The organism is Shewanella hanedai, from assembly GCF_007197645.1.
GTDB lineage: Bacteria > Pseudomonadota > Gammaproteobacteria > Enterobacterales > Shewanellaceae > Shewanella > Shewanella hanedai.
Map to the genome: position 1 here is coordinate 83,824 of NZ_VKGK01000023.1, position 25,142 is coordinate 108,965.

General features: G+C 41.2%; 23 protein-coding genes. 12 read left to right on the forward strand and 11 right to left on the reverse strand.

The window, feature by feature from the left end; all coding sequences use genetic code 11:
- Positions 1-29: 29 nt before the first annotated feature.
- Positions 30-1,128, reverse strand: a protein-coding gene (prfB, locus tag FN961_RS17590) for a peptide chain release factor 2 (protein WP_185972827.1) whose coding sequence is annotated in 2 segments (ribosomal slippage) — positions 30-1,052 and positions 1,054-1,128 — 1,098 coding nt in all. Because the reading frame shifts where the segments join, the coding sequence is not laid out codon by codon here.
- Between the two features lie 221 nt (positions 1,129-1,349).
- On the opposite strand from prfB, the gene FN961_RS17595 reads away from it, so the two are divergent.
- Complete coding sequence (locus FN961_RS17595; RefSeq protein WP_144041488.1) at positions 1,350-2,333, forward strand: pentapeptide repeat-containing protein; 984 nt, start codon at positions 1,350-1,352, stop codon at positions 2,331-2,333.
- 52 nt (positions 2,334-2,385) lie between these two features.
- Here the strand turns inward: FN961_RS17595 and chrA are convergent, their stop codons facing one another.
- From chrA to ohrR, 3 genes are all read right to left on the reverse strand, one after another.
- On the reverse strand, positions 2,386-3,555 hold the full coding sequence (chrA, locus tag FN961_RS17600) for a chromate efflux transporter (protein WP_144041489.1): 1,170 nt from the start codon (positions 3,553-3,555) through the stop codon (positions 2,386-2,388).
- Between the two features lie 80 nt (positions 3,556-3,635).
- Entirely contained in the window at positions 3,636-4,811 is a 1,176-nt protein-coding gene (locus FN961_RS17605) for a glycerol-3-phosphate dehydrogenase/oxidase (protein WP_144041490.1), read from the reverse strand.
- A gap of 111 nt (positions 4,812-4,922) precedes the next feature.
- Positions 4,923-5,375 (reverse strand): transcriptional regulator OhrR, encoded by a 453-nt coding sequence (ohrR, locus tag FN961_RS17610; RefSeq protein WP_144041491.1) that lies wholly within the window; start codon positions 5,373-5,375, stop codon positions 4,923-4,925.
- Positions 5,376-5,624: 249 nt separating this feature from the next.
- On the opposite strand from ohrR, the gene FN961_RS17615 reads away from it, so the two are divergent.
- From FN961_RS17615 to FN961_RS17625, 3 genes are all read left to right on the forward strand, one after another.
- Entirely contained in the window at positions 5,625-6,038 is a 414-nt protein-coding gene (locus FN961_RS17615) for an OmpA family protein (RefSeq protein WP_144041492.1), read from the forward strand.
- Positions 6,039-6,262: 224 nt separating this feature from the next.
- Positions 6,263-7,678, forward strand: coding sequence for a cytochrome C biosynthesis protein (locus FN961_RS17620; protein ID WP_144041493.1), 1,416 nt, complete (start codon positions 6,263-6,265; stop codon positions 7,676-7,678).
- A gap of 114 nt (positions 7,679-7,792) precedes the next feature.
- On the forward strand, positions 7,793-7,981 hold the full coding sequence (locus FN961_RS17625) for a cytoplasmic protein (RefSeq protein ID WP_144041494.1): 189 nt from the start codon (positions 7,793-7,795) through the stop codon (positions 7,979-7,981).
- A gap of 78 nt (positions 7,982-8,059) precedes the next feature.
- Here the strand turns inward: FN961_RS17625 and ahpF are convergent, their stop codons facing one another.
- The 3 genes from ahpF to FN961_RS17640 form a co-directional block, all read right to left on the reverse strand.
- Positions 8,060-9,628 carry an alkyl hydroperoxide reductase subunit F gene (gene ahpF / locus FN961_RS17630; RefSeq protein ID WP_144041495.1) on the reverse strand — a complete coding sequence of 523 codons (1,569 nt, stop codon included), beginning with the start codon at positions 9,626-9,628 and terminating at the stop codon, positions 8,060-8,062.
- A 193-nt stretch (positions 9,629-9,821) separates the two neighbouring features.
- The gene (gene ahpC, locus FN961_RS17635; RefSeq protein WP_144041496.1) at positions 9,822-10,391 is read right to left on the reverse strand and encodes an alkyl hydroperoxide reductase subunit C; all 570 of its coding nucleotides are present in this window, start codon (positions 10,389-10,391) and stop codon (positions 9,822-9,824) included.
- Between the two features lie 217 nt (positions 10,392-10,608).
- Positions 10,609-11,352: a spermidine synthase gene (locus FN961_RS17640; protein WP_144041497.1), complete on the reverse strand. Its 744-nt coding sequence runs from the start codon at positions 11,350-11,352 to the stop codon at positions 10,609-10,611.
- A 317-nt stretch (positions 11,353-11,669) separates the two neighbouring features.
- Here FN961_RS17640 and FN961_RS17645 point away from each other — a divergent pair, with 317 nt between their 5' ends.
- The gene (locus FN961_RS17645) at positions 11,670-12,197 is read left to right on the forward strand and encodes a DUF3332 domain-containing protein (protein ID WP_144041498.1); all 528 of its coding nucleotides are present in this window, start codon (positions 11,670-11,672) and stop codon (positions 12,195-12,197) included.
- Between the two features lie 69 nt (positions 12,198-12,266).
- On the opposite strand, the gene FN961_RS17650 is transcribed toward FN961_RS17645, so the two are convergent.
- Together FN961_RS17650 and FN961_RS17655 are read right to left on the reverse strand one after the other, a co-directional pair.
- The gene (locus FN961_RS17650) at positions 12,267-13,004 is read right to left on the reverse strand and encodes a dienelactone hydrolase family protein (protein ID WP_144041499.1); all 738 of its coding nucleotides are present in this window, start codon (positions 13,002-13,004) and stop codon (positions 12,267-12,269) included.
- 128 nt (positions 13,005-13,132) lie between these two features.
- Positions 13,133-14,125, reverse strand: coding sequence for a 2-hydroxyacid dehydrogenase (locus FN961_RS17655; protein ID WP_144041500.1), 993 nt, complete (start codon positions 14,123-14,125; stop codon positions 13,133-13,135).
- Between the two features lie 135 nt (positions 14,126-14,260).
- Between FN961_RS17655 and FN961_RS17660 the strand changes: the two genes are divergently transcribed.
- Genes FN961_RS17660 through FN961_RS17670 form a run of 3 tightly spaced genes read left to right on the forward strand, consistent with a single transcriptional unit; the run spans position 14,261 to position 15,507 of the window.
- Positions 14,261-14,671: a hypothetical protein gene (locus FN961_RS17660; RefSeq protein ID WP_144041501.1), complete on the forward strand. Its 411-nt coding sequence runs from the start codon at positions 14,261-14,263 to the stop codon at positions 14,669-14,671.
- Complete coding sequence (locus tag FN961_RS17665; RefSeq protein ID WP_144041502.1) at positions 14,646-15,176, forward strand: class I SAM-dependent methyltransferase; 531 nt, start codon at positions 14,646-14,648, stop codon at positions 15,174-15,176. The genes FN961_RS17660 and FN961_RS17665 overlap by 26 nt, the downstream gene beginning before the upstream one ends.
- A gap of 40 nt (positions 15,177-15,216) precedes the next feature.
- Positions 15,217-15,507 (forward strand): hypothetical protein, encoded by a 291-nt coding sequence (locus tag FN961_RS17670; protein WP_144041503.1) that lies wholly within the window; start codon positions 15,217-15,219, stop codon positions 15,505-15,507.
- 1,103 nt (positions 15,508-16,610) lie between these two features.
- On the opposite strand, the gene FN961_RS17675 is transcribed toward FN961_RS17670, so the two are convergent.
- The gene (locus FN961_RS17675) at positions 16,611-16,853 is read right to left on the reverse strand and encodes a hypothetical protein (RefSeq protein ID WP_144041504.1); all 243 of its coding nucleotides are present in this window, start codon (positions 16,851-16,853) and stop codon (positions 16,611-16,613) included.
- A 179-nt stretch (positions 16,854-17,032) separates the two neighbouring features.
- Positions 17,033-19,207: a winged helix-turn-helix domain-containing protein gene (locus tag FN961_RS17680; protein WP_144041505.1), complete on the reverse strand. Its 2,175-nt coding sequence runs from the start codon at positions 19,205-19,207 to the stop codon at positions 17,033-17,035.
- A 222-nt stretch (positions 19,208-19,429) separates the two neighbouring features.
- Between FN961_RS17680 and rluA the strand changes: the two genes are divergently transcribed.
- The 4 genes from rluA to FN961_RS17700 all read left to right on the forward strand — a co-directional run.
- Positions 19,430-20,107 carry a bifunctional tRNA pseudouridine(32) synthase/23S rRNA pseudouridine(746) synthase RluA gene (gene rluA / locus FN961_RS17685; protein ID WP_144041506.1) on the forward strand — a complete coding sequence of 226 codons (678 nt, stop codon included), beginning with the start codon at positions 19,430-19,432 and terminating at the stop codon, positions 20,105-20,107.
- A 161-nt stretch (positions 20,108-20,268) separates the two neighbouring features.
- The gene (gene asnC / locus FN961_RS17690) at positions 20,269-20,730 is read left to right on the forward strand and encodes a transcriptional regulator AsnC (RefSeq protein WP_144041507.1); all 462 of its coding nucleotides are present in this window, start codon (positions 20,269-20,271) and stop codon (positions 20,728-20,730) included.
- Between the two features lie 197 nt (positions 20,731-20,927).
- Positions 20,928-24,788, forward strand: a complete 3,861-nt coding sequence (locus tag FN961_RS17695) for a S8 family serine peptidase (protein ID WP_144041508.1) — start codon at positions 20,928-20,930, stop codon at positions 24,786-24,788.
- 137 nt (positions 24,789-24,925) lie between these two features.
- On the forward strand, positions 24,926-25,142 hold a 217-nt coding region (locus FN961_RS17700; RefSeq protein WP_185972828.1), incomplete at its 3' end, for a transposase domain-containing protein.

Consider the following 25,142-nt stretch of genomic DNA (forward strand, 5'->3'; position numbering starts at 1 on the left):
TTATCCCCGTTGAGGTGAACTAAAAAACCTTATAAACCAGACTTTAAGCTGGCCTCAATAAACTTATCCAGATCGCCATCAAGTACGCTCTGGGTATTTCTGTTTTCAACACCGGTGCGCAGATCTTTAATACGTGCATCATCGAGTACGTATGAACGGATCTGGCTACCCCAGCCAATGTCTGACTTAGCATCTTCCGCCTGCTGCTTATCGGCATTTTGTTTTAGCATCTCTAATTCATAGAGTTTTGCTTTCAACTGCTTCATCGCTGCATCACGATTTTTATGTTGTGAGCGATCGTTTTGACACTGCACAACCGTATTGGTTGGTACGTGAGTAATACGGATCGCGGATTCAGTTTTGTTGACGTGCTGACCACCAGCACCAGAGGCGCGGTAGGTGTCAATTCTCAAATCTGATGGATTGATATCAATCTCAATTGAATCATCAATTTCAGGGTATACAAACACTGAACAAAATGAAGTGTGACGTTTGCCCGACGAATCAAAAGGCGATTTACGCACTAAACGGTGTACACCGGTTTCAGTACGTAATGAACCAAACGCGTACTCGCCAGTAAACTTGATGGTTGCGCCTTTAATACCAGCCACATCACCATCAGTCACTTCCATCAGTTCAGGCTTATAGTCATGGGCATCACCCCAACGCAAGAACATACGCAGTACCATGTTGGCCCAATCCTGCGCTTCAGTTCCGCCAGAACCTGACTGAATATCTAAATAACAGTTGGCAATATCATTAGGACCGGAGAACATACGACGGAACTCAAGCTCTTCAAGACGCTTCTCTAACGCATCAAGTTCTGAGCTTGCATCGTTAAACGTTTCTTCATCTTCTTCTTCGACAGCAAGTTCAACTAAGCCTTCAACATCTTCAAGGCCCGAATCCATATCATCGATAGTCTTAACCACTAATTCTAAAGCAGAACGCTCTTTACCTAAGGCTTGAGCATTTTCAGGATTGCTCCATACCTCTGCGCTTTCAAGTTCAGCACAAACTTCTTCTAGACGCTCGCTCTTGGCATCATAGTCAAAGATACCTCCGCAGTAGAAGGGTGCGATCGGCAAGGTCTTTAATTTTAAATTTAACCGGATTTACTTCAAACATTACTCTTCTACTCAAATAAGTTAGATGTGGCTGCAACCCGCTATTTTAACTCAATAGTCGCATTTCGACTAGATCTGGAACGCGATGAATTGCGGTTATTTCAACCTTATACTTATCTAGAGGAAACTTAGGGAGTTAGATCGCAGTTACAATTTATTTATGTCTTTAATCAATGAGTAATAAAACTCACAAATTTCAAACCTCATGTCTATACTTTCTTGATGAATGAAAAAATGCCTACATGCTGCTATCACGAAGAAGAAGGATTCTCCTGCACAGAGTCGGCAGAGCCCTCTGGTTTATGCTATTGGCACGATCCCAAAATAGTCAAAAATAACCCTGATGATGTGCAAAAGCTTGAAAAGTTTGCACGAAATGGGGGCATGATGCGGGGCTTAGCACTCAAGCGTGCCGTTTTGCCAGGGATCGATCTTGTCAGACATCACCAAAAAACGGGATTTGATATGACTCACGCAGAGTTATATCGAGCCGATCTCCAAGGAGCACATCTTTTCAATCTCAATCTACATAATGCGAGTTTGATGAAAGCAGACCTCAGAGACTCAAACGTCCACTGCGCCAATTTAACCGGCACTAACCTGCTTGGCATAAAATGGAATGGCGCCAAAATTGAGAACATCAATACAGGTAAACGGATCAAACAGGAGATACTGGCGCACGAAGCAGATCGAGTGGGTGAACGAGAGATAGCTAACGACTATTTTGAGCAAGCCGAAGAGATATACAGAGATCTTCGTAAAGCCGCCGAACGCGAAGGACTCTTTGCCATGTCTGGTGACTATATCCGCAAAGAACTCACTATGCGACGCCACCTGATGCCTCAATACAGCTATAAGCGAACAGTATCTAAAGTTATCGATATTTTCTGTGGCTACGGTGAAGCGCCTTTGCGTGTCATCGGCTTCTCAATGGGACTTATCTTCGTCTGTGCAATGCTGTATTTTTTTACTGGATTAAGTTACGGCACTCAATTACACCAATTTCAGATGAGCAATGACTTTCAGACCAATCTTTACCTTTTCTTCAACTGTATCTATTACTCCGTTGTCACTTTCACGACCTTAGGCTATGGAGACTTTACCCCTGTGGGGTTCTCTAAAGTCATCGCCGCAATAGAGGCATTTACCGGTAGCTTTACCATCGCCCTGTTCGTCGTGGTATTTGTAAAGAAGATGACCCGCTAACAATAATCAAAGGCTTTGAACTCCCGAGCTAAAGCCTGTGTTTTTATGCCGATTAGATTAACTCAGTCACTGCACCTGCAACGGCAAAACTCAGTACCAAATAAAAGATATTGGGCTTTAGCACTTTAAACAAACCAAAACCTATCACCACTAATGCCATGTCCAGATTATCTTTTACCGCGCTAGAGAAAATAGGGTTATAGAGCGCCGCTAATAAAAAGCCCACAACACAAGCATTCACTCCGGCAATCGCCCCTGTTATATGGGGTCTTGCACTCAGCGCATGCCAACTTTTTAGTGCCACTAACATCAATAAAAAACCAGGAAGGAAGATGGCAACCGTGGCCACAAGAGCACCAACCAAGGGCTGCTCAATCCATATCTCAGCGCCAAGATAGGCAGCCAGAGCAAACATTGGACCGGGAACCGCTTGTGCTAAGGCATAACCAGTTAAGAATTGATCATTGCTCATCGCGTCGCCAACACTCGCTTGCAGCAGCGGCAACACCACATGACCCCCACCGAAGACTAGGCTACCGACTTGATAGAACTGACTGAAAAGCGACACTAAACCAGACTCTGATGCACTGATATTTTCGGAGACGATAAATGTTGAACCCACAAACAGAAGCGCAAAAATACTCAACCAGAGATAATTAAGTTTGATGCGCTGCTTAGTTGGCTCTGCTGGCGTTGCAGTGCTTGATAACCACTGCCTGCCGACCACCGCCGCAAGGATTAGAAGTGCAAATTGTATCCATATTCCGGGAAACAGTAAGATAACAGCAACGCTAAACAGCATAAGTAAAATCGCTGGCTTTCGCTTACAGAATTGATTGAACATGATCCACACTGCGTCAGCAACCACAACCACTGCCAATAACTTAAGTCCGTGAATAATGCCTTGAGTTACCGGGTAATCGAGCAACTGAGTACTGGTTACGGCAAACAAAAACAGCAGAATAAATGAAGGGAGCGTAAAACCAATAAAAGCTGCCAGCCCGCCGAGTAATCCACCTCTATGGTAACCAATCGCAAACCCCACCTGACTCGAACCTGGGCCAGGCATAAATTGGCTCAAAGCGACAAAACTGGCATAACGTTTATCATCTAACCACGCCAACTCTTGAACGAAAGCCTGTCTGAAATAACCAATATGTGCAGCGGGCCCGCCGAAAGAGATTAAACCTAATGAGAAAAAACGAATGAAGATTTGCAGCATAAATCCATAAGAGTATTAAATTAAATTTGTGGGATCTTAACATCGAAATATGACACTCAGATGAATTTTTCGTCTGAGTATTAGTACAAAGGCAATTTATCGATATCAGCTAACATTTTCCTCCCACCTAACCTGCTTTCAAGCCAAAGAGTGACCTCTTTTGCCGTCGTGCGAAATGTGGTTAGCTTGCCACCATAGAGGGTCAAAATCCTAGGATGTGAGTCTCGGGTTTGTAACCAGAGTTCTCGAGAGTGATCAAACGATGATCCCGCTTGTTTAGGCAAGACCCTAACACCACAGAATGTCTCGACGATCTTTGACTCTAATATTTCAATCTCACCCGCGTCAGTAAAGTAATGTTGATAAATCCCTAGCAGATAAACGATCTCCTCTCTTGTTGGAGTCGGCTTTCCTTCTAAATCGGCTAATTGAGTCTCCGTCGTCCCCAACAAGGTTTTCCCCTGCCAAGGGATAACAAATACGACTCGTTGATCGAAGCAAGACTCCAGATATAAGATCCCATCAGGGGGAGTAATATCAAGCAATAGATGGGTTCCCTGTACGAGATCTATCTCCTCTTTTGCCATTGGAGGCGTCACACAGCCAATCAGGTCATTGACCCAAGGACCAGTTGCATTAATCACACATGATGCTTTTACTTTAGTGGGCTCACCTTGATACAAATAGCTAACTTCACAATACCCTGGTCTATGTACAATGGCATCACATCGAGTCTGTTCTAATACGTTAGCACCTAATTCTATTGCGCTTTTTATGACAGCTTGAGTCAACGCCTTATCATCTGTTTGGGCGTCCCAATATTGAAAAACAGCCTCTAAACCTTGCAGCTTCAACCCCCGAATGTTGGGCCATTGAGCCGCAGGAATACTCTTATATCTGCCTAAGGGATCTAATTCACTCAATAAAGCATAGGCGCTCAGTCCAGCTCTAATCATCCACTGGCTGCGTTGGCTATTGTCATAAACGGGAATATAGAAGGGAACAGGTTTAACTAAACTAGGCGCTAACCTAAGCAAAGCACGGCGTTCAGATAGAGACTTGCGAACCAAGGATACATGACCTGACTCAAGGTACCTTAGTCCACCATGGATTAATTTACTTGAATTAGCCGAAGTTTGCTCACCCACCTCGCCTTCTTCCAATAACAATACACTGTAGCCAGCTGCTGATGCGCTTTGGGCAATGCCAGCCCCATTGATACCGCCACCAATAACAATCAGATCAAGTTGGTCCATTTAAATACCTAGTGGGGGAGATATAAATTAAGATAGCATAATTAATTCAACTTGTTGGCGAAACCACCACCAGTAACAGACAAAATAAACGAGATTGATTTAGCTTTAGTATTACTTCATATCCGCGTCAGCTAGGCTCACATAAGCCTGATCACACAAACGCTTTAATTCAATAAAAACCTCTGGCTTTATCGTGAGTTTACACGCCATTTTCTCAGGTATTTTCGCGGCAAGTAGCTTTAAGTCCACGCCTTTCTTTGATGCATGTAATACCCTTACCCTTTCGTCTAATTCACTTCTGCCTCTAATCACTAGGCCTTTTACTTCTAAGCGTTTAAGCAAGGGAGTTAAGGTTCCTGAATCAAGATGAAGCTGCTCCCCTAGCGTTTTTACACTTATCCCCCTATTTTCCCATAGCACTAACATGACTAAGTATTGAGGGTAGGTTAAATCGAGCTCAGTCAGCAAAGGGCGATACGCTCTCACCATTGCATTCGTGGCGCTATAGAGTGAAAAACACACTTGATTGTCCAGTGATAGGGGGTTTAGAAGATCTTTTGACATAATGGCCTAAATAATTAGTTCAGTTGTGCACAATATACTTATAGTCACCCGGTAAATCGACACTTTTGGTAAGAATGTCTCTGAATAATACCAAACTAAATGCCTACAAACTCTCTTTGTTGTTTACTCGAAAGGCTTAACTTATTATCTTACTCATTGATTTCATCCTAGCACTAGCTTAAGTTATCAACAGAATAAAAAACCACCCAGACACAATTAATAGCTATTTTACATCACCGGAAGCCAATAATGAGAGTGATAGTCGCCGCCCTTGCAGTATTAATAACAGGAAATGCTGTAGCACAATGTGATAGTAGTGTTCATATGTTCAACATACCTTATGTTAAAAACAGTTCCTATTTTCCAAGTGCCTACTCCACTCGATTAGACGAAATCAGTGAAGAGCATAAGTCAAAAAATGGCTATCTGTTATTAGAGTTTCAAGTTCAAAAAAACCAGAAAAGTGATGAGCTCAGAGCATATAACCTCTGGCTTGCCGAACGCAGGATCCACAGAGTTAAATCCTATTTAACGGAATCAAGCTTTCCTGCGCCCATCGTCACGCGGATTTTAACTGCTGGCATGGATAAACGTCGTGATATAAGCGTAACCTGGTGCCCGATCAAAGCTCCCACCGTTAAATCATTTGAACTTGCTGAGTAATTGAAATATCGATTCAAATATCAAACAACCTGAACTCCGATTCACAGCCAACATTAAAAGAACCCAAAAGGTAAAATACGATTAAGTTCTCAATTCTCGATTAATCGAGATTCAGGCTGCATTTATCACACGTTTATTTATCTAATCAGATAAATAAACGTAGAGTAATCGAGATAGCTCGTCTCAAATACTCTAATTAGATAAATACGCCCTTCGGAGGGAACATGGCTAAATTACCCCTACTCACCATGCTGTTTTTCTTAAGTTTATTTTCAAGTTCTGACACTTTAGCCACAACGGACCCAACATCGTTCACTGATGAATCTCAAAGCTGGCATTATGTAAATGAACAGGGCGAACTTAAGATCAAACTCTACTTTTTCTGGTCCAAAACTTGCCCTCACTGTGCTGAAGCTCACCCATTTATCGACCAATTACCAAAACTATACCCTTGGATAGAACTTTACTCGCATAGAGTCTCAACACCAGGCTCTATGGATAAATGGCAAGAAATAGCCTTACAAACGGGGACCAAAGCGAGCTCGGTTCCCTATATGGCTGTGTGTAATAAAGCTGTCGTGGGCTACAGTAGCGAAGCTGTAACTGGCCAATATTTAGTTGACAGCTTGAAACAGTGCTATCAATCTTTGGGTGGGAAATTAGCTCCCCAAGACAACTTTGCACCTAACAGTTCAGATAAAGAACAACCACTTTTCAGCACTTGTAATGATGGTACAAACCAAGATAGTAATACGGGAACTTGCGACCTTAATCTAGAATCTCAACAATCCAACACCAGTTCAGTTCAACCAGTAGAACTGCCATTCATCGGTGTTGTTGCGCCAGAGCAACTTTCACTCCCTTTACTTACTCTTGTCCTTGCTGGGGTCGATGCGTTTAATCCTTGTGCCTTCTTTGTACTGTTATTTTTACTCTCAATTATGGTGAATGCTAAGAGTCGTACTCGTATGCTAATTGTCGGTGGGATATTTGTATTCTTTTCAGGCTTCATCTATTTTCTTTTCATGATCGCATGGCTAAATATTTTCGAACTACTCGGCGCGAATAGTGACGGAGGGATGATCATACTGGGAGCTGGGATTCTGGCTTTAGTTGCTGGAGTTATAAATCTAAAAGATTACTTTTTCACTAAGGGAGAAGTCACTCTATCCATGTCGGCAGAAAACCGAACAGGCCTGATAAAGCGTATGGGAAAACTCACGAATGCCAGCAGCATGGCAGCAATGATTGCTGGGACCGTGGTACTGTCCATCTTAGCTAACGCTTATGAACTTTTATGTACCGCAGGCTTCCCCATGATTTATACCAGTGTTTTAGCCATGCATGAGTTACCTGACTTTGAACGCTATATGTACCTTGTTTTCTATAACATCGTCTACGTGATCCCTCTAGCTATCATAGTTATCGCCTTTAGCGCCACATTAGGTAAACGTAAGCTGACAGAAAAAGAGGGGAAAACTCTAAAGTTAATGTCCGGCATTATGATGATAGGTTTAGGTGGCACACTAGCGATGGATCCTACTGCACTGCAAAATGTTACTCTGGCAATAGGTTTAATCTTCAGCTCAATAGCACTTACTTTTATCATTACCCTCACTAGGAAAATTCTTGATAAATAGGTTAAATATTATAAAAAACGTCGCTACCATTGCTCCTTTGGACTAAAGTTTATGGTATCTGAGTCGATAGAATCTTAACCAAAGATCGATGAATTAATTTAGTGTGAGGTCGAAATGTCAGTCACAATCGGTACCGCAAATTTAGAGCCTAACTTAAGCAATGGTAATGTTGGCGTTAAAGTCGCTCAATTGGCTAAAGAGCAACAAGAAGCAGAAGGAGAAATTGCACTGCAATTGATTCAAGCTACAGCCCCTGCAGCTCCAGTTGGCAATTCAGGGCATAACGTCAATATCAAAGTCTAGTTAACCTGAACTCGGGATAAGCTGTGCCGCTCAATCAGCCAGTCTAGTGACTGGCTGAATTTTGTTTAAACAAAAAAATTAAGCTGCGGCTTGTTCAACCTCTGGCGCGCTGTGTCTAATCAGATAATCAAATGCGCCTAACGAAGCGGTTGCCCCACTGCCCATCGCAATAATAATCTGCTTGTACGCTGAGTTAGTCACATCACCGGCAGCAAATACGCCCGTTAATGATGTTTCACCTTTACCGTCAACGATGATTTCGCCTCTTGGCGTTAGACCAATCGTCCCCTCTAACCACTCAGAGTTAGGGATCAAACCAATCTGAACAAAGATACCTTCAAGCTCGACATGATGTGACTCGCCAGTGGCTCGATCAGTATAGTTAAGCCCATTAACGCGCTTTGTATCACCGACAACTTCTGTAGTCATGGCTTGGGTAATGATCTTAATATTGCCCATCGATGCCGCTTTACGCTGCAAAACGTCATCTGCTCTTAATTGGCTATCAAATTCCAGTACGGTAACGTGTTCAACAATATTCGCCAAATCGATTGCTGCTTCAATACCTGAGTTACCACCACCAATGACGGCAACACGCTTACCTTTAAACAAGGGACCATCACAATGTGGACAATAAGCGACACCTTTACCGCGATACTCTTGCTCACCAGGTACGTTCATTTCACGCCATCTTGCACCTGTCGCTAACAATACTGTTTTACTTTTTAATACAGCACCATTTTCCAGTTCAAGTTCAAATAGCTCGCCCGATTTAAGACTCAAAGCTCGTTGATTATCCATAATATCGACATCATATTCATGAACATGGGCTTCAAGGTTTGCCACTAGCTTAGGCCCCTCAGTGGCCTTAACTGAGATAAAGTTTTCAATACCTACTGTCTCAGCGACTTGACCGCCAAATTTATCGGCAACAATACCAGTGCGCAAACCTTTACGAGCAGCATAAATTGCCGCCGAAGCACCCGCAGGACCACCGCCAACAACAAGCACATCAAATGGCTCTTTTTCAGCCAAGACTTCCGCTTGTCGTGCCGTTGCACCAGTGTCTATTTTGTTGAGAATTTCCGTTAAACTAATACGGCCTTGAGCAAACACTTCACCATTTAGGTAAACCGAAGGGACGGCTAAAATATCGCGATCAAAAACCTCGGTTTGAAACAGTGAACCATCAATCATTACATTCGTGATATTTGGATTAACGGCCGCCATCATGTTCAATGCCTGAACAACATCAGGGCAATTTTGACAGCTAAGCGAAACGTAGGTCTCGAAATGATACTCGCCAGGAAGGGCCTTGATCTGTGCAATAACCGCATCATCTAACTTAAGTGGGTGACCGCCAGTATGAAGTAGAGCCAAAACAAGTGAGGTAAACTCGTGACCCATCGGCAAACCAGCAAAGGTAATATCAGTTTGCGTTGTTGCATTCGTCACTTTCATCGAAGGCATGCGCTTACCATCGTTCTCTGTGATGCTAACTAATGGTGACAAACTTTCAATGTCTTGCGCTAAAGCTCTAAGCTCTTGCGCTTTAGGGCTGGAATCTGCAGACACGACAAGTTCAACTGGGCGCTTGAGGTTTTGCAGGTAGGTTTTCAGTTGAGCCATAAGATTCGTATCTAACATGATAACTCCTAAAAAATCGACACTACTATCTTTGAGTATCAATCGGAAAATTTGGGAAAAAATAAGCTCAGACTGACAGGGGGAGCTGAGCTTATTTGGATATAAATAAAAAAGAGCACTGAAGTGTAAAGCAAATCTTTCACCTCAGTGGCTGGTAGTTTGGAGATGAAGCCGCTACCAGCAATAGGTTAAATTAGATTTTACCGACTAGGTCTAGTGATGGTGCTAGTGTTTCTGCACCTGGTTGCCATGCTGCTGGACAAACTTCACCGTCGTGAGTTGCAACATATTGAGCAGCTTGAATCTTACGTACTAGTTCTGCAGCGCTTCGACCGATACCCAAGTCATGAACTTCACTGACTTTGATTTGACCTTCAGGGTTGATAACGAATGTGCCGCGAAGTGCTAAGCCATCTTCTTCAATCATGACACCGAAGTTACGAGTGATAGCACCAGTTGGGTCACCAATCATTGGATACTGAATCTTGTTGATAGTGTCTGAAGCATCGTGCCATGCTTTGTGAGTGAAGTGAGTGTCAGTTGATACTGAGAAAACTTCAACACCCATACCTTGCAGCTTCTCGTAATGGTCAGCCATGTCACCTAATTCTGTTGGACATACAAAAGTGAAATCAGCAGGGTAGAAGAAAACCACAGACCATTTTCCTAGTAGGTCTTGCTCAGAAACTGGTACGAATTCACCCTTGTGGAATGCAGTTGCTGAGAAAGGCTTGATTTCAGTATTGATGATTGATTGATTCATTTAAAGCTCCGTAAAAATTATTAATAAATTCATTCGACTGACTTAAGATGTAATGGTCAGTTTGTTTTCGATGTGAAGATAATAACGTGGACTTAAAATTAAGTATAACGGATAAAAACTGTTGTTCTAATCGATTTATCCGAACAACCATAAATAGCTTAAGGATAGATAGTAATACAACGAAGGAATAGGCAAGCAAGCTTGCCTATGGAAATAACTAAACCCAATAGTCAAACCGAGTCAAAGAACGACTTAAGGTGAAATCTAGCTGTTGAGATAAACCGTGAGCTTTAGCTCTCATGCCACTACCAGAAATGTCTCTTTTAGATTTACTGGCAAACACAACCCAATTGCCTCCACCAGTCAAGCATGCCCTCACCTCACAGAAGTAAGTTTGCAACAGCTCTAATAAGGCCCGATTTTGGCTGTGTTCCTTCCAGCAGTTTAAAACAAGGAAGCCATCGGCCTTTATCATTGCAGACGCATTCTTAATAAAATCTTCAGACAACTGGCTTTCATCGACGCCATCAGCCCCATATATGTCTGCAAAGATCACATCCGCTTTCTTATGATCTGCCTGTGCGAGAAATTCTGCGGCATCTTGATGAATTAACGTCAGCTTTTTACCGATAGGTAACTGAAAAAAGCGCTTTGCAATATCGATCACTTGGGCTCTCAACTCTACCGCTGTCACCTTTATGCCAGTATCATAATGACGAAGTGCATGTATCAACCCACCACCACCGAGTCCAAGAATAATCACCCGCTTAGGTTTGATAAATAGCAGTACCAAAAGCATAGCCTGAACATAAGTGTGTTGGGGAAGATGAGGCTCCGCTTTGAGTAACTTACTCTGCTCATCATTATCGCCAAAGGAGAGCACGCGCATATGCTTGTCATCGAGTACTAATAAAGGGCCGTACTCATCTTCGCTCTGATATAGTATTTCAAGTTCTGTCATTTATCCCCCCTAAAAATAAGCCGTGTAGTATGCGCTAAATTACCAATATAACCCACTCCCAACATGTTAGTTTTACCACTATAAGTCTTGGATAATAGTGCTCACCAATAAGATACGAGCGTTAACAACAAAATGACGGTAGGTTACAAAGCAAGCTATCAACAACAAAAAGAAACCAATGAGCCAAATCCAACAACATCCCCCTCAAACCCGCTAGCAACCACCACCAATATTCAACCAAGGACTGTGATTAAGATCGCTAATAATAAAAATCGAATCATTAAAATCTGCTCGCTTTCCCATCAACTAAGAAAATCATGAAAAAAACATTAATCTCTATCACGCTTGCCGCTCTGTTAACCACTCAACTTTCTGGGTGCATGGGTCAAATGGGCTTAAGCGCAATGGTCACCAAAGGTAACCTAAGTGCTGTCGATAACCGTTTTGGCCGCGCTGGTTTATTTATTCTACTAAGCCCTGTTTATGGCTTAACAGCTACAGCAGATCTATTCATATTCAATAGCGTTGAATTCTGGACAGGGACTAACCCTATCACCAAGCGTTCACCTGCCGTTGTTGATATGCCTGTTGAAGCCATCTTTAAAGTTAACCCTCACCTCAATAAAGAGCTAACTAAGGCGCCGCTACCAGAGATCAAACTTTCTAACGCGACAATGGAAGCCACCGGTGATGACACCTTAGTGATGACACTGAACTTCGACGATGGTAGCCAACAGCTAATGTCTGGTAAGAAGAGTGGAGAACAGGTTGATTTCTACCTTGATAATGAGTTTATCGCTCGTGTGAGTGTTCAAGATCTTGCTCACTACAGCAATCAAGGCTAAGCACTAGCCAAAACAAGAGTCATTATTTAATTAATGACTCTTAAAGTTTAAGCTGTACTTGAATTAAAACTAACGCAATAGTCTGTGAAAAAAAGCAACGGCTTGTAAGTACATCTGCATAGCCAGAGCGGGATCGTATCGGCTCTCACTGTCGCGCATAAAGGCATGCTGTGCATTGACCTCTAACCAAGTAAACGTCCGTTTAGTACTTTCTAACTGAGCATATACCCGCTTACGCCCCTCACTTGATACATGTGGATCTTGTTTGCCCCACACCATCACTAACTCCCCCTGAATGTCTTCAGTTCTGGACAGAGAATCATTGCCTTCATCGCTAGGTAAAGTACTTGAATGAATATCGGTCGCATATAAACAAAAAGCGGCTGAGATATCGGGGTTTATTGCAGCACGATATGCTAAATGCCCACCAATACACACGCCCATGCTACCAACCTGACTGGTACAAAAAGGCTGACTTCTGGCAAATTGCACTAAAGCCTCAGTATCTGAATCATGACTCTCTAATGGCTTAGCAAACTTATCTTCATTACCTTTATCTTTACCCGCCTCATCATAAGCAAGCACGGTTCCAATGGGATTTAGCTCGTGAAACACTTCCGGCACAAGTACCACAAAGCCATGCCCCGCCATCATAGTCGCTGCTCTTGCAATAGGCTCTGTTTGTTGAAATATCTCAGAATAAAACAAAATAGTTGGAAACTGGCCCTCTTCATCAGGACGATAAAGATAGGTTCGCATAAGCCCTGTATTGGTAGGAATATCGTGAACTTCTTGGGTGACCATCATGGTATAAAAACTCTAGCTGAGATTGAGGTTTCAATTTATCAGCCAAGGCTTATTTTGTCAGTTAATATCCACATGATATGTCAAATTATAATCAACACTGCCTAACGACCTTTGAGACGTACATATGCTTATGAATGCAACTCATTAGGACAACACTCCCCTGAAAGCAGTTGCTTCACATTGGTTAAGCTAGTATGCGCAATGGCCTCCAATGCTTCAGAGGTTAAAAAGGCCTGATGGCCAGTAAAAATCACATTGTGACACGCAGATAAACGTCTAAAGACATCGTCTTGAATGATTTCATTAGATTTATCTTGGAAAAATAAAGATTTTTCATTTTCATAAACATCCAAACCAAGCGAGCCTAGCTGTCCCATTTTCAATGCTTCCATCGCATCCATAGCATCTAACAGGCCACCTCTGCTGGTGTTTATGACCATAACACCAGGCTTCATTTTATCGAAACTAGCCTTACACAACAGATGATGATTATCAGGAGTTAAAGGACAATGTAACGTAATAATATCCGACACAGAGTAGAGCTTATCAAGCGATACATAATCAACTCCAAGAGCGACAACTTCCGAGTTAGGGTATGGATCATGCGCTAGAACCTTACAGCCAAAACCTAATAATATTCTGATAGTCGCCAAGCCAATTTTACCGGTACCGATAACACCTACGGTTCGATTATGCATGTTAAAACCAACCAACCCCTCCAGCGAAAAATTAGCATCACGGGTTCTCTGATAAGCCTTGTGCACCTTTCTATTCAAGGTCAACATTAAGGCTATGGTATGTTCAGCAACTGACTCTGGTGAATAGGCAGGAACGTTAACCACTCGTAACCCTAAGCGCTTAGCAGCAACAAGATCGACGTTATTAAAGCCGGCACAGCGCATGGCGATAATCTTAGTGCCGTTCTTAGCGAGTTCAACCAAAACCTCTTCACACAATGAGTCATTTACAAATGCACAGATAGCCTCAAAACCATGAGCTAGCTTTACAGACTGCATGCATAATCGGTAATCAAAATATTCGATTTCGGCACCAAAAACCTGATTAGTGCGATCGAAGTGTTCCATGTCATAGTGCTTAGCACTGAAGAACCCAATTCTCATTTTTACCACCTATCTATTCTATTGGCTGAGAGTTTAATAGAAATCAGGTATAAATTCATCCAGCAGTAATACGGGGCTTCACAGTATAAAAAATCCTGATAAGCTTACAGCAAATCAAATAACCTCAGCATCACCATGGCTAAATCGAAACTAACAGAAAAACAATTTTGGCTACAAAGACTCAGTAAAACTAGCCTAAGAGCCGTACACATTCTCGGAGTCACTGGTGCTGGAGGAGGGATACTATTAGGCGTGCCGCAAGATAAATGGATCTATTATTGGTGCATGGCTATGGCATCAGGTTCACTCATGATGATATGGGAGATAGTCAGAGACTGGCGCTGGTTGATCCAACTAAAGGGAGTTCTGACACTGGTAAAACTCGGTTTACTTGGACTCTTCATTCCCCTTGCACAATACAAACCAGAGCTCTTAATCACCGTACTCCTGCTCTCAGTTATGGTGTCTCACGGCCCTGCAGGATTACGTCATTTTTCAATTATTCATGGACGTAGAATTGATGGAAGAAAAGAAGTTAAAGGCTGAAGCAGCGACACTCATTACAGAGTTCGCTCAGTTTAGGCACGAAGAGGGGAGTATAAAAGTACTCGACCTAGCCTGTGGCAAAGGAAGAAATGGTCTCTGGTTTGCTGAACGTGGTCATCAGGTGACATTTATAGACAGATCGTTAGCCGGGCTCAGTAATCGGCCAGAAAACCATCTCTATCTTCAGTGGGATCTAGAAGATGGCTCAGCCACAGCTCTTCCAGTTGCAGAATATGATCTGATTCTGGTATTTAACTATCTTCACCGACCTCTTTTCCCACAAATTAGAGCAGCCCTGAAACCAGGAGGTCTAATTTTCTATGAAACATTCATCGATAAACAAGCTGAAATTGGTCGCCCGAAGAACCCTAAGTTTCTACTTAAACAAGGTGAGCTTAAATCAGAGTTTGCTCATTGGGACTGCTTGCATTACTTTGAAGGTAAGATAGTTAACCATGCTAGTGTCAGTCAAAAAGCTCAATTGATTGCACGAAAGCCCGACTAGCATAAAAACATTATTACATACCCAGTAAACAAGGAAATCCATGTTCCCATATCCAGAACAATATCGACAAGCAGCCCCACCTCTTCTCACTGCTTTTATGGTGTTCTGGTCTTTGCTCAGCAAGTTACTGTTAGGCGATAGCAGTTCAATAGCGTTTTACCCACTATTTGCGCTATTCCCACTGGTGATATTGCTACACGGCAAACTGATTTGGCAATCGAGGGGAATGGAGATGCTGGATCAAAGTGTCTATGCTTTTATCCATATAGCCTTGTCATTTGTAGTTTGGACATTTTCTTTGATGCATGTAAACGGTAACGGATTTTCGTAAAACTTCGATAAACAACCCAGTCACCTAATGATTAGAATCATTAATACTCTTGATAGAAAACACAAAAAAAAAGGAGTGCTCAAATTAAGCACCCCTATGTCTAAAGGGAGATGACGATAATCTAACAACTTACCATCTATGATGAAAAATCAGCCTAGTCGTAGTGAAAAACTAAGCAAGCTCAATCATACAAAGGCAAACCTAGCAACGTGGATAAATATCATCGCTAGTAGAACATCTTTAATTGACAAAATTTCACTTCAATCTTCAATTAACAAGTAAATAGGGAGACAGGTTAATCAGTGTTCTGATTAAGTATTCACGATTAATGAACCACTTTGCCACTACAGAAACAGACCAATATAAAAACTGTCACGCTAGAACCTATAGTTTTTGGCAGTTAAGACCTAACTCAGATCTAAGCTGTCAAACCTAACTATATGTACTATCCAGTTATCTCAATTGTGGACCAGACAATGAAATATATGACACTTTAAAATTAATCGTTCCCTTTAGTTGTAGAAAGCAAGTGATGAAACCCAGGGTAAAGTTTAGATTAAAAGCCGACCTAATCATTGAACTTACCGAGTTAACCTGTCTGACTACAAATCTACAACTGGGTGGTTGCTGAGTCATAACAATAAGATGATTAAAAGGTGATTAACAACAAAAACAGTCAGTTAAGTTTATTTAAACAACACCAATAAGTTATGTCTAGAGTAAGGTTACGGTTAGAGGAAAGATCCTGTCCATGAGAGTTGTGATACTTATTTCGTAGCCGTATAGGCTTTGACATGAAAAGAGTCACCGTCCCTCTCATATATGTATAAGGCTATTGAATAGTAAAATAAATGTATAACGAAATGAATATAATCAATGAATGAGAGTAGGTATAGCAGAAATGAAATTATATTATATTATATTATATTATATTATATTATATTATATTATATTATATTATATTATATTATATTATATTATATTATATTATATTTGTGAAAAATATCTAATGGCTAATGTTATAAAAATGCGCATATTTTTATGCACATATTCATTTATATACCTGTACTTAGTCCTCAGCTACGTATACGTATTGCTCACTGCTACCAATTGCCAGGACAAGGCAACCTAGGACAACCTGCCATAGGGTTTATTATTACTTCATCTTCCGCTTCATCCTTTTCCCCATTATTTAGGCTAAGGTTTTTATCTTCAAAACTTTGTATATTTTGAAACTGTGCAGCAACCCCTAAATCATTTATGATTCCAGCGGTAGCAGCCCCTGAAACACATAAAGCACAACAAACCGTCACTTTTAAAAACATATTTATTATCGTAATTTTCATGTTTCGCCCTCTATTCGTAAGTGTTCACTAGCTTTTGTGATGAATCTTACAGCAACCTCATATAATTCCTTCATAGAGTACAACTAAAGCCACTAAAAAACATAACAAAAACATAATGAAAACATAATGAAAAAATAAAAACAATAAAATCAATAAAATCAAGTTTATAATTAGTTATTTTAATATTCAAGCTTCACGATATTGGTATCGCTCTCATTATAAGTTCCAAGGTACACAACCCCCTCCCTATCAACAGCGATTGCTTGTGTTCTAGTCCCCTCAACTAACTTCATCATTATTGGCTCACCAGTATTAAGATCAATACGATCGATATCAATTCGTCCCTCTCGATAAGCTAAGTTGTAAACATACTCATCAACTATGGTCCACGACATATCAAGCATTACGGTAAAGTCTTCATAAATCAGCTTTATTTCACCTTTCTTTAAAGTCCAGAGACCTTCCTTTAATCTTTGAGTGAAATAGAGTTGCCCACTACTAGAAAACAAGCCAAATTCAACTCCTTCGGCTAAAGTATCAGATACTTCTCCCGACTCGATATCAACGAGTCTAAGTGACGACCGGCCTAAAATGTCAAACGAAGCCATAATAGTTTGATCATCGGGACCCCAAGCAACGCCGTAGAGTTCATGCTGACCTTGAATATCAATATACATAATTTTATTAGTATCCAGATCATAGATGAAAGGTTGATAGCTATTTCGGCCTAATATTTGAGACCCATCGGCAGAAAAGCGAACATTCCTTATGAAACTAATATCTTTAAACTGTGTTAGCTGTGATTCAGTACCATCTTTTAACTTTAACCAAATTTGAGGCTCACCAGTTCGAGTTGATACAAAAGCTAACTGTCTTCCATCTAAACTGACTGCTGGTCGTGAATCTCGGCCATTAGAAGCAATGAGGCGAAACCAATCATTCTGTTTGCTATCATCGTTAACACCTTTTTTTAGCTGAGATGTTGTCGATAATTGCCACACTTCACTATCATAAAGCTTACCTAATAAAGCAACTATATCCCCATTCATGTTAGAAACGGGTGAGAAAACTGGTTGTAATATATTGGTCAACTGAGTATGTATCTCGGACTCTATGTTATATTTCATCAAGTGCGAGCCCTCGCCACGATAGATCAAAGATTTACTGTCACGACTCCAAGCTACCGTATGCAGAGCAAGGTCAAGGGTAAAAAGTTTCTGCCAGTTTCCGGTATCCAGTGAAAGCAACATTACCTGTACTTGGTACCAACGCACATTTCTCACCACAGCAAGATAACGACCATTCGGAGATAAACTGAGAGAGTAATCACCACTACCTATAGAATATGGTTGACTCAGCTGTTTCTTATTTGCTCCAGTCACATCGATGGAGAACAACATTCTTTCACTCAGAAAGGTTTTCTGGTGATCTTCATCCGTGTAATAAATACTCTTCCCCGACGGGTGCCAAACAATACTGGTACTCTGAATAATCCTCTTACAATCTGTAATCTTACTTATTTTACCAAACTGCCCATCAATCACCTCAACCATATTAATCTGACAGCCTCCGATTAGATTAAAGGATAAGTAGGCAATTCTACTGCCATCAGGACTAAAAGCAGGATAGCTTTGGCTATCAAATACATCTTCAAGAAAATGAGTTTTCCGACTCCCTAACGTCATTAAACCTATTCGCCAGTTTTTATCACCTAACTCTCGTTTTGCGAATGTTAGATATTTGCCATCACCCGATAGCATTGGCGATAACTCCTGACCATCCAGATAAGTCAAACGTTTTAGCTCAGTTTTAACATGTTGAGGGTTTACAATTGTGGAGTTGTGGCTGATTTGATAAACAGAAAAGATCAACAGAGACAGGAGAACTGTAAATAACAATGCCGTTTTACCTGCATGTAGGTACAAGGTTGCAAATAGACTACGTTTAAAGACCTGCTTTTTACTCTCAACCTTATCGAGTTCAGCACCAGCAATCACTTCAGTAGCGAACTTCTCATGCTTGGTGACCTCTTTAACTAAGGTGACAGATGCTATTAATACATAGCCCACTTTAGGTAAGGTTTTGATAAAATTTGGTGATTTTGCATTATCGCCAAGCTGGTTTCTTAAAATACCGATAATTCGATTAATAGCGTTATCAGAAACTTCACCACCAGACCAGACCTCATCTAATAGCATATCTCTACTGACAGGTTCTCCAGCATGGTTTATCAGGCATAGCAGTACCTGCATCGCCCTTAACTCAACCTTGAGTAAGTTATCTCCGCTTAAGATGGTACATTGTGCAGGATCGACAACTTTATCAGCCAATCGATATCGAGTTCGATTTAACATTTACAACTCGCTTATTAGCTTAAAAAAACAAATAACAACATAAGACTCTAAAGAGTACAGACAAGAACATCAAATTAGAGCAAGACAGACGAATGAAATCAACACTATTAACATCTAATTCATTCATTAAAATTGAAAGAGCATGTAACAGCATTCATTTTACTTGCTTCACCTCCTTCCTAGCAGTTATCTTTGCTGCGCACTTCTACTTAGGTTATTTTTATGTCTGACTTTATCTACTCCCCCCCTACATCGCCTTGGCTTGATATTCTCTACCAAGACAAGGACATTTTAGTTGTCAATAAACCTTCAGGCTTACTCTCTGTTCCCGGCCGTGCTCCCGAGCATAGAGATAGCATTTATGAACGCGTTCTTACTGAATATCCAAATGCACAAGTTGTGCATAGGCTCGACATGTCGACATCAGGCGTCATTGTTCTTGCACTAAGGCGAAATGCAGAAAAAGAACTTAAGAGGCAATTTAGGGATCGAGAAACGAAGAAGACCTATTATGCACGGGTTGCTGGCCACATAAAAAATGATACAGGCAGTATCGAGTTTCCACTTATCTGTGATTGGCCAAACCGACCAAAACAAAAAGTTGACCATCAGTTGGGAAAGCCATCATTGACCCACTACAAGGTGATTAGCAGAGCTAAACGCTCTACCTTAGTAAAACTCACGCCTATTACAGGACGCTCTCATCAGCTTAGAGTTCATATGCTTGCCATAGGCCACCCTATCTTAGGTGATAACTTCTATGCAGACCCATTAGCGAAAAGTCTATCCTCACGATTGCTATTGCATGCACATGAGCTAACAATTAAACAGCCCTACTCTGGAAACCAGCTAACCTTCAGCTGTGACGTCCCTTTTTTAGCCCCAGAAGCAGAACAATAATCCGGTGAACAGCTAGTGCAAATAAAATTCATAGTTGGAATGAAGAAGGGTAACTGCTTGAGCATCTGCAGAATAGTCCAGTAAATATCGAATTTTGATAGCCATCTCTTACAAAAAAACGTAAATTGACAATTAATCACCATAATAATAAGCACATTACCATGGATACCTCATTTCAAAGAGATCAACTTGATAATCGAATTTTATCAGCACTTATGGAAGAAGCACGAACTCCTTTTGCCGAGTTAGCTAAGCGATTCAGTGTTAGTGCAGGCACTATTCATGTTCGTGTCGAAAAGATGAAACAAGCAGGCATTATCACCGGAGCACAAATTACAGTTGATCCCAAAGCACTTGGTTATGACGTATGTTGCTTTATCGGTATCAATCTGAAGAGCGCTGGAGATTATCCAGCCGCTATATCTAAACTAAATGCTTTAGAGGAAGTTGTAGAAGCATACTATACCACTGGCAATTACAGCGTTTTTGTAAAGGTTATGTGCCAATCCATCGACGGATTGCAACATGTGCTAATCAATCGTATTCAATCAATCGATGAGATTCAGTCAACAGAAACGTTAATTAGTCTACAAAACCCTATTGTTAGAGCCGTCAAACCTTAATCCTTTTTTATTATAAGTTATTCCTTAGCTTACAAATTAACAATGGAGCCTCAGATGTAACATTTGCGCTAAAATAATTAACAAACGCCTCGGTTTGTGCTACAAACTTTCTTTAACCTCTCAAAAAAGAGAGGAGTTAATAATAAATTGCCTTATTTACATTTTGTCTAAGGCTCAAATTGACAAGGAAGAACGTAGTGAAAACTAAACTATCAATCGCAATTGCGGCAGCACTGGTTTCTAGTGCTGCAATGGCAAGCACCAGCTATACATCGAACCCATACAGTCCAGAAATCACCTCTGCCGCAAGCTATAAGAAAGCTGAGTCAGTAATTAACCATGCAGCTCCTCAGAGATTTATCGTTGAACTAGAGTCTCCATCGCTGTCTAAATATAGTGGAGGAATTTCAAAGCTATCGGCTACTTCTCCGGTTAAAAAAGGCCAGAAAATTAACGTTCAATCTAGCGCTGCTAAAACTTACTCTAGTCATTTAGCTCAAGAGCAGAGTAAGTTTGTAACTGCGCTTTCTAGTGTTTCAGCAAATAGTAAAGTTGAACGCAAATTTCAAACTCTTTTTAATGGTGTGACTATTGTTGGCCAAGGTCTTTCTATTGAGCAGTTAATGGCAATCCCTGGGGTAAAGTCCGTTTATCCTGAAACCATGTATGAAATGAGCATGGATGCTTCTCATGAAGTCATTAACAGCAAAGCTATGTGGGATGCCGTAGCTGGAATGGAAAATGCGGGTAAAGGGATTCGAGTCGCGGTTATTGATGGCGGTATTCGCCCCGAAAACCCAATGTTTTCAGGAGATGGCTTTGCCGCTCCTGAAGGTGCTATGCCAACAGATGATTATTGTTCAACCGTTGATACCACTTTTTGTAATAATAAATTAATTGTAGCGCGTTGGTCACAACCAACTTTCCAAGTTTGTCCAGATGAATATATGAGCCCACTGGGTTTCGGCGGGCATGGTACCCATGTTGCTGGTACAGCAGTTGGTAATAAAGTCAATGCTACTTTTAAAGATATCGATGTAGAGTTATCGGGTGTTGCACCAGCTGCATACCTAATGTCTTATAAAGCTCTATATACCAAAGCAGATTGTTCTCGCGGTTCAGGTTCGAACATCATGCTAATGGAAGCATTGGAACATGCTGTAAATGATGGTGCAGATGTCATCAATAACTCTTGGGGCGGCGGTGCTGGTGGCGATCCTGCTAACAGCCCGTATAAGACAATGTTTGAAGCCGCAGAAGCTGCAGGTGTTATAGTTGTTTCAGCCGCAGGTAATGACGGGAATGGCGCCAAAACTATTGGTTGCCCCGCCTGTATTGAATCAGGCATAACGGTTGCTAACAGCACAACAGGTCGATTCTTTGCTAACTCTTTCAATGCTGGCGAAGACGATTTACTAGCAATAGAAGCAAATAACAGTGCGATCACAACAGACATAAGTGCTCCAATTATTGCAGCAACTAATCTTGATGCTGATAATTTTGAAGGTTGTTCAGCCTTCGCTGCAGATTCTTTCAAAGATGGAATAGCCCTTATTTCACGTGGTGCTTGTAACTTCTCATTAAAAGCTGAAAATGCATTAGCCGCTGGTGCGAAAGCTATGGTTGTCTACAGCAGCAAAGCTGGCTCTCCAATCAGTATGTTTATGCCTGACGCGACGCTGCCTTCAGTGATGATATCTCAAGCTGATGGCACGGCTATTATCGAATCATTAGGTGATGAAGCAACAGCAGGTAAGATATCTGCAGAAGTACAACGAAGAGTATCTAAGTCTCTGGCTGATACGATTAATGCAGATAGCTCAAGAGGGCCGAATGGTAATGAAAATGTTCTTAAACCTGATTTAGCCGCTCCAGGTACTAATATTTTATCAGCATTTTCACCGGATGACGGTGGAGAAGACTTTAATATGATTTCAGGTACGAGTATGGCAAGTCCTCATGTTGCAGGTGCTGCAGCAATGATGCGTCAACTTCACCCTGATTGGTCTGCTAATGATATTAAAACAGCATTAACATCAACAGCAATGATGGAAGGCATTCTTGATGATGATGCAGAAACCCCAGCCTCACCATTTGCAATGGGTGCGGGTCGTATGGATCTTGATGCAGCTGCTAAAGCTATTTTAACTTTCGATAGACCATCTATTTCTGCAGATTCATGTGTTGGAAAATGTACTTTTACTCGTACTGTATACAACAAGAGCGATGAAGCGACTTCTTGGACACTTTCAGCCTCTACTGATAGCGCTGGTATTACCGTTTCTCCCGCTTCTATCGAGTTAGAAGCAGGTGCATCAGCAGAGCTTAGTATAACTGTCGACTCTACTTTTTCAGAATATGGTTCTTGGATATTTGGAAATGTAATGTTAAAGAGTGATGACGGTAAGCAAGATGCTCATCTTCCATTAGCCGTTAAGTCTAAAGAATCTAGTGACGCCTCCTTGCTATCAATAAGCTCAAATGCTACAGATATTGAAGCAAGCGATGCATTCCCTATTAAGACTACAATTAATAACTCAATTTTTGAGAATACAGTTACTGTTTCAGCATATGCACCTAAAGGGACTTCTTTCACATCAAAAGACGATGTAACAGTTTCTCTTAATGGAGCCCAACAAAATGGTTTTAATGTCAACCAAGATCTAGGGCTGATTACTTGGGTAGGTAAATTAGATTTACCTGAAATGAATTCATCAAAATCAACAGGTACTAACCCAAGTATTTTTGATTTAAACCTTGCATACGTGCCAGCATGCGATGAGGGGTGCGATGAAAAATCATTTAATTTCAACACGCTACCAAGCTTCAAGTATAATGGGGCGACTTACAATGGCATAACTATTTCAGATAATGGTATTGTCATTGTTGGTACAGGTTCGGCATCCGGAACTTGGAATAATAAAGAGCTACCAGACTCAGCAAATCCAGATAATATTTTAGCTCCATTCTGGACTGACTACGATCTAACCGATGGAACAACTGGCGATACTGGTGGCGGCCAGCTAGGACTTCAAGTTGTTACATCTGGAGATGACTCATGGATTGTTGTTGAATGGAATAAAGCACAGGTATACGCCGATACTTCCGGTAACACTTACACATTTAGTGTTTGGATAAAAACAGGTGAAGAAGAAGATATTTCATTCCATTACCACGACATTCCGAATATGCCTGCGAAAGTAACCATTGGTGCTGAAAACATTGGTGGTAGTGTCGGAACGACTTATCATCACAATGGCGAAGGTGAATCTGTTACTACAAACGATTTTATCACCCTCCAGAATACTGCAGCTGGTAGTATCGAAATCGATTACTCTGTTAAAGCAACGACATTTAACCCTGGCCATACTGATTCAGCGACTGTTGAAGAGGAAGCAAGTGTTGAATTCAACGTACTTGATAATGATCTTGGAGATCAAAAAGTAGCTCGTTCTAGTGTCACTGGTGATGGTGTTACTGCAAAAGCACAACGCTTGATAGATGTTTCTCCAGTTGGAAAGTTAGCTAAAGCGACTGTGGTTGATGCTCCATCTAACGGTGAAGTTTCATTGAATGAAGACGGAACAGCTATATACACGCCGAATAAAGATTTCTTTGGTATGGATAGCTTTACTTACTATTCTGAAGATGAAGATGGCAACAAGAATGGAGTAACTAAAGCAACAATAACTGTTACGAATATAAATGATGCACCTACTATCAGCCCATCAGGTATGACAAGTACTGAAGGTTTTGTAGTAACTGCAAAAGCAAACGGAAAAGATATAGAGAATGATCCTTTAACCTACATTTGGACGCAAACTTCTGGCTCTAGTGTCGTATTCACAAATGGTGGCCCATCAATCTCATTTACAGCACCGGCAGGAACTCACAACCTAACATTCTCTGTTGTAGCCTCTGACGGAAAGCTATCGAGTGAAGTTGGTTTTGCAACTATCTCAGTGACAGCAAAAGAAGATAAATCTTCTGGTGGAACACTAGGTTGGTTAGCAATGCTTCTTTTACCATTTGCAGGCCTACGTCGCCGTAAGCGTTAATGTAAGATATTAAACAAGCAATAAATATAAAGGGAGCCTAACGGCTAATGCCGATCATTTAGTGATAAATCGATCGGTTGACTGATCTTCTAGATGCTTCAGAATCCGAGTCCTACCTCTAGGTCTCGGATTTTTTTATGCAAGTATCTCAAGCTTTTGACATTATCAACCAACTCAAGCCTCATCAAGTTGAAACCCTCGCAGACTTACTCCCTCTTAAGTTGATAGAAGAGGCGTATTCTTTGACTGAAACTGTAACGCTTAGAAAACGTAAATTAACATTAGAGTCAATGGCTTGGCTTCTCATTGGAATGGCTATCTATAACGATAAGTCCATGGCTCATATCATTAATA

What these genes read in the sequence shown, in the direction of transcription:
- FN961_RS17595 (WP_144041488.1), top strand. Translation starts at nt 1,350, where the DNA reads ATGAATGAAAAAATGCCTACATGCTGCTATCACGAAGAAGAAGGATTC.
- chrA (WP_144041489.1), bottom strand. Translation starts at nt 3,555, where the DNA reads ATGCTGCAAATCTTCATTCGTTTTTTCTCATTAGGTTTAATCTCTTTC.
- FN961_RS17605 (WP_144041490.1), bottom strand. Translation starts at nt 4,811, where the DNA reads ATGGACCAACTTGATCTGATTGTTATTGGTGGCGGTATCAATGGGGCT.
- ohrR (WP_144041491.1), bottom strand. Translation starts at nt 5,375, where the DNA reads ATGTCAAAAGATCTTCTAAACCCCCTATCACTGGACAATCAAGTGTGT.
- FN961_RS17615 (WP_144041492.1), top strand. Translation starts at nt 5,625, where the DNA reads ATGAGAGTGATAGTCGCCGCCCTTGCAGTATTAATAACAGGAAATGCT.
- FN961_RS17620 (WP_144041493.1), top strand. Translation starts at nt 6,263, where the DNA reads ATGGCTAAATTACCCCTACTCACCATGCTGTTTTTCTTAAGTTTATTT.
- FN961_RS17625 (WP_144041494.1), top strand. Translation starts at nt 7,793, where the DNA reads ATGTCAGTCACAATCGGTACCGCAAATTTAGAGCCTAACTTAAGCAAT.
- ahpF (WP_144041495.1), bottom strand. Translation starts at nt 9,628, where the DNA reads ATGTTAGATACGAATCTTATGGCTCAACTGAAAACCTACCTGCAAAAC.
- ahpC (WP_144041496.1), bottom strand. Translation starts at nt 10,391, where the DNA reads ATGAATCAATCAATCATCAATACTGAAATCAAGCCTTTCTCAGCAACT.
- FN961_RS17640 (WP_144041497.1), bottom strand. Translation starts at nt 11,352, where the DNA reads ATGACAGAACTTGAAATACTATATCAGAGCGAAGATGAGTACGGCCCT.
- FN961_RS17645 (WP_144041498.1), top strand. Translation starts at nt 11,670, where the DNA reads ATGAAAAAAACATTAATCTCTATCACGCTTGCCGCTCTGTTAACCACT.
- FN961_RS17650 (WP_144041499.1), bottom strand. Translation starts at nt 13,004, where the DNA reads ATGATGGTCACCCAAGAAGTTCACGATATTCCTACCAATACAGGGCTT.
- FN961_RS17655 (WP_144041500.1), bottom strand. Translation starts at nt 14,125, where the DNA reads ATGAGAATTGGGTTCTTCAGTGCTAAGCACTATGACATGGAACACTTC.
- FN961_RS17660 (WP_144041501.1), top strand. Translation starts at nt 14,261, where the DNA reads ATGGCTAAATCGAAACTAACAGAAAAACAATTTTGGCTACAAAGACTC.
- FN961_RS17665 (WP_144041502.1), top strand. Translation starts at nt 14,646, where the DNA reads ATGGAAGAAAAGAAGTTAAAGGCTGAAGCAGCGACACTCATTACAGAG.
- FN961_RS17670 (WP_144041503.1), top strand. Translation starts at nt 15,217, where the DNA reads ATGTTCCCATATCCAGAACAATATCGACAAGCAGCCCCACCTCTTCTC.
- FN961_RS17675 (WP_144041504.1), bottom strand. Translation starts at nt 16,853, where the DNA reads ATGAAAATTACGATAATAAATATGTTTTTAAAAGTGACGGTTTGTTGT.
- FN961_RS17680 (WP_144041505.1), bottom strand. Translation starts at nt 19,207, where the DNA reads ATGTTAAATCGAACTCGATATCGATTGGCTGATAAAGTTGTCGATCCT.
- rluA (WP_144041506.1), top strand. Translation starts at nt 19,430, where the DNA reads ATGTCTGACTTTATCTACTCCCCCCCTACATCGCCTTGGCTTGATATT.
- asnC (WP_144041507.1), top strand. Translation starts at nt 20,269, where the DNA reads ATGGATACCTCATTTCAAAGAGATCAACTTGATAATCGAATTTTATCA.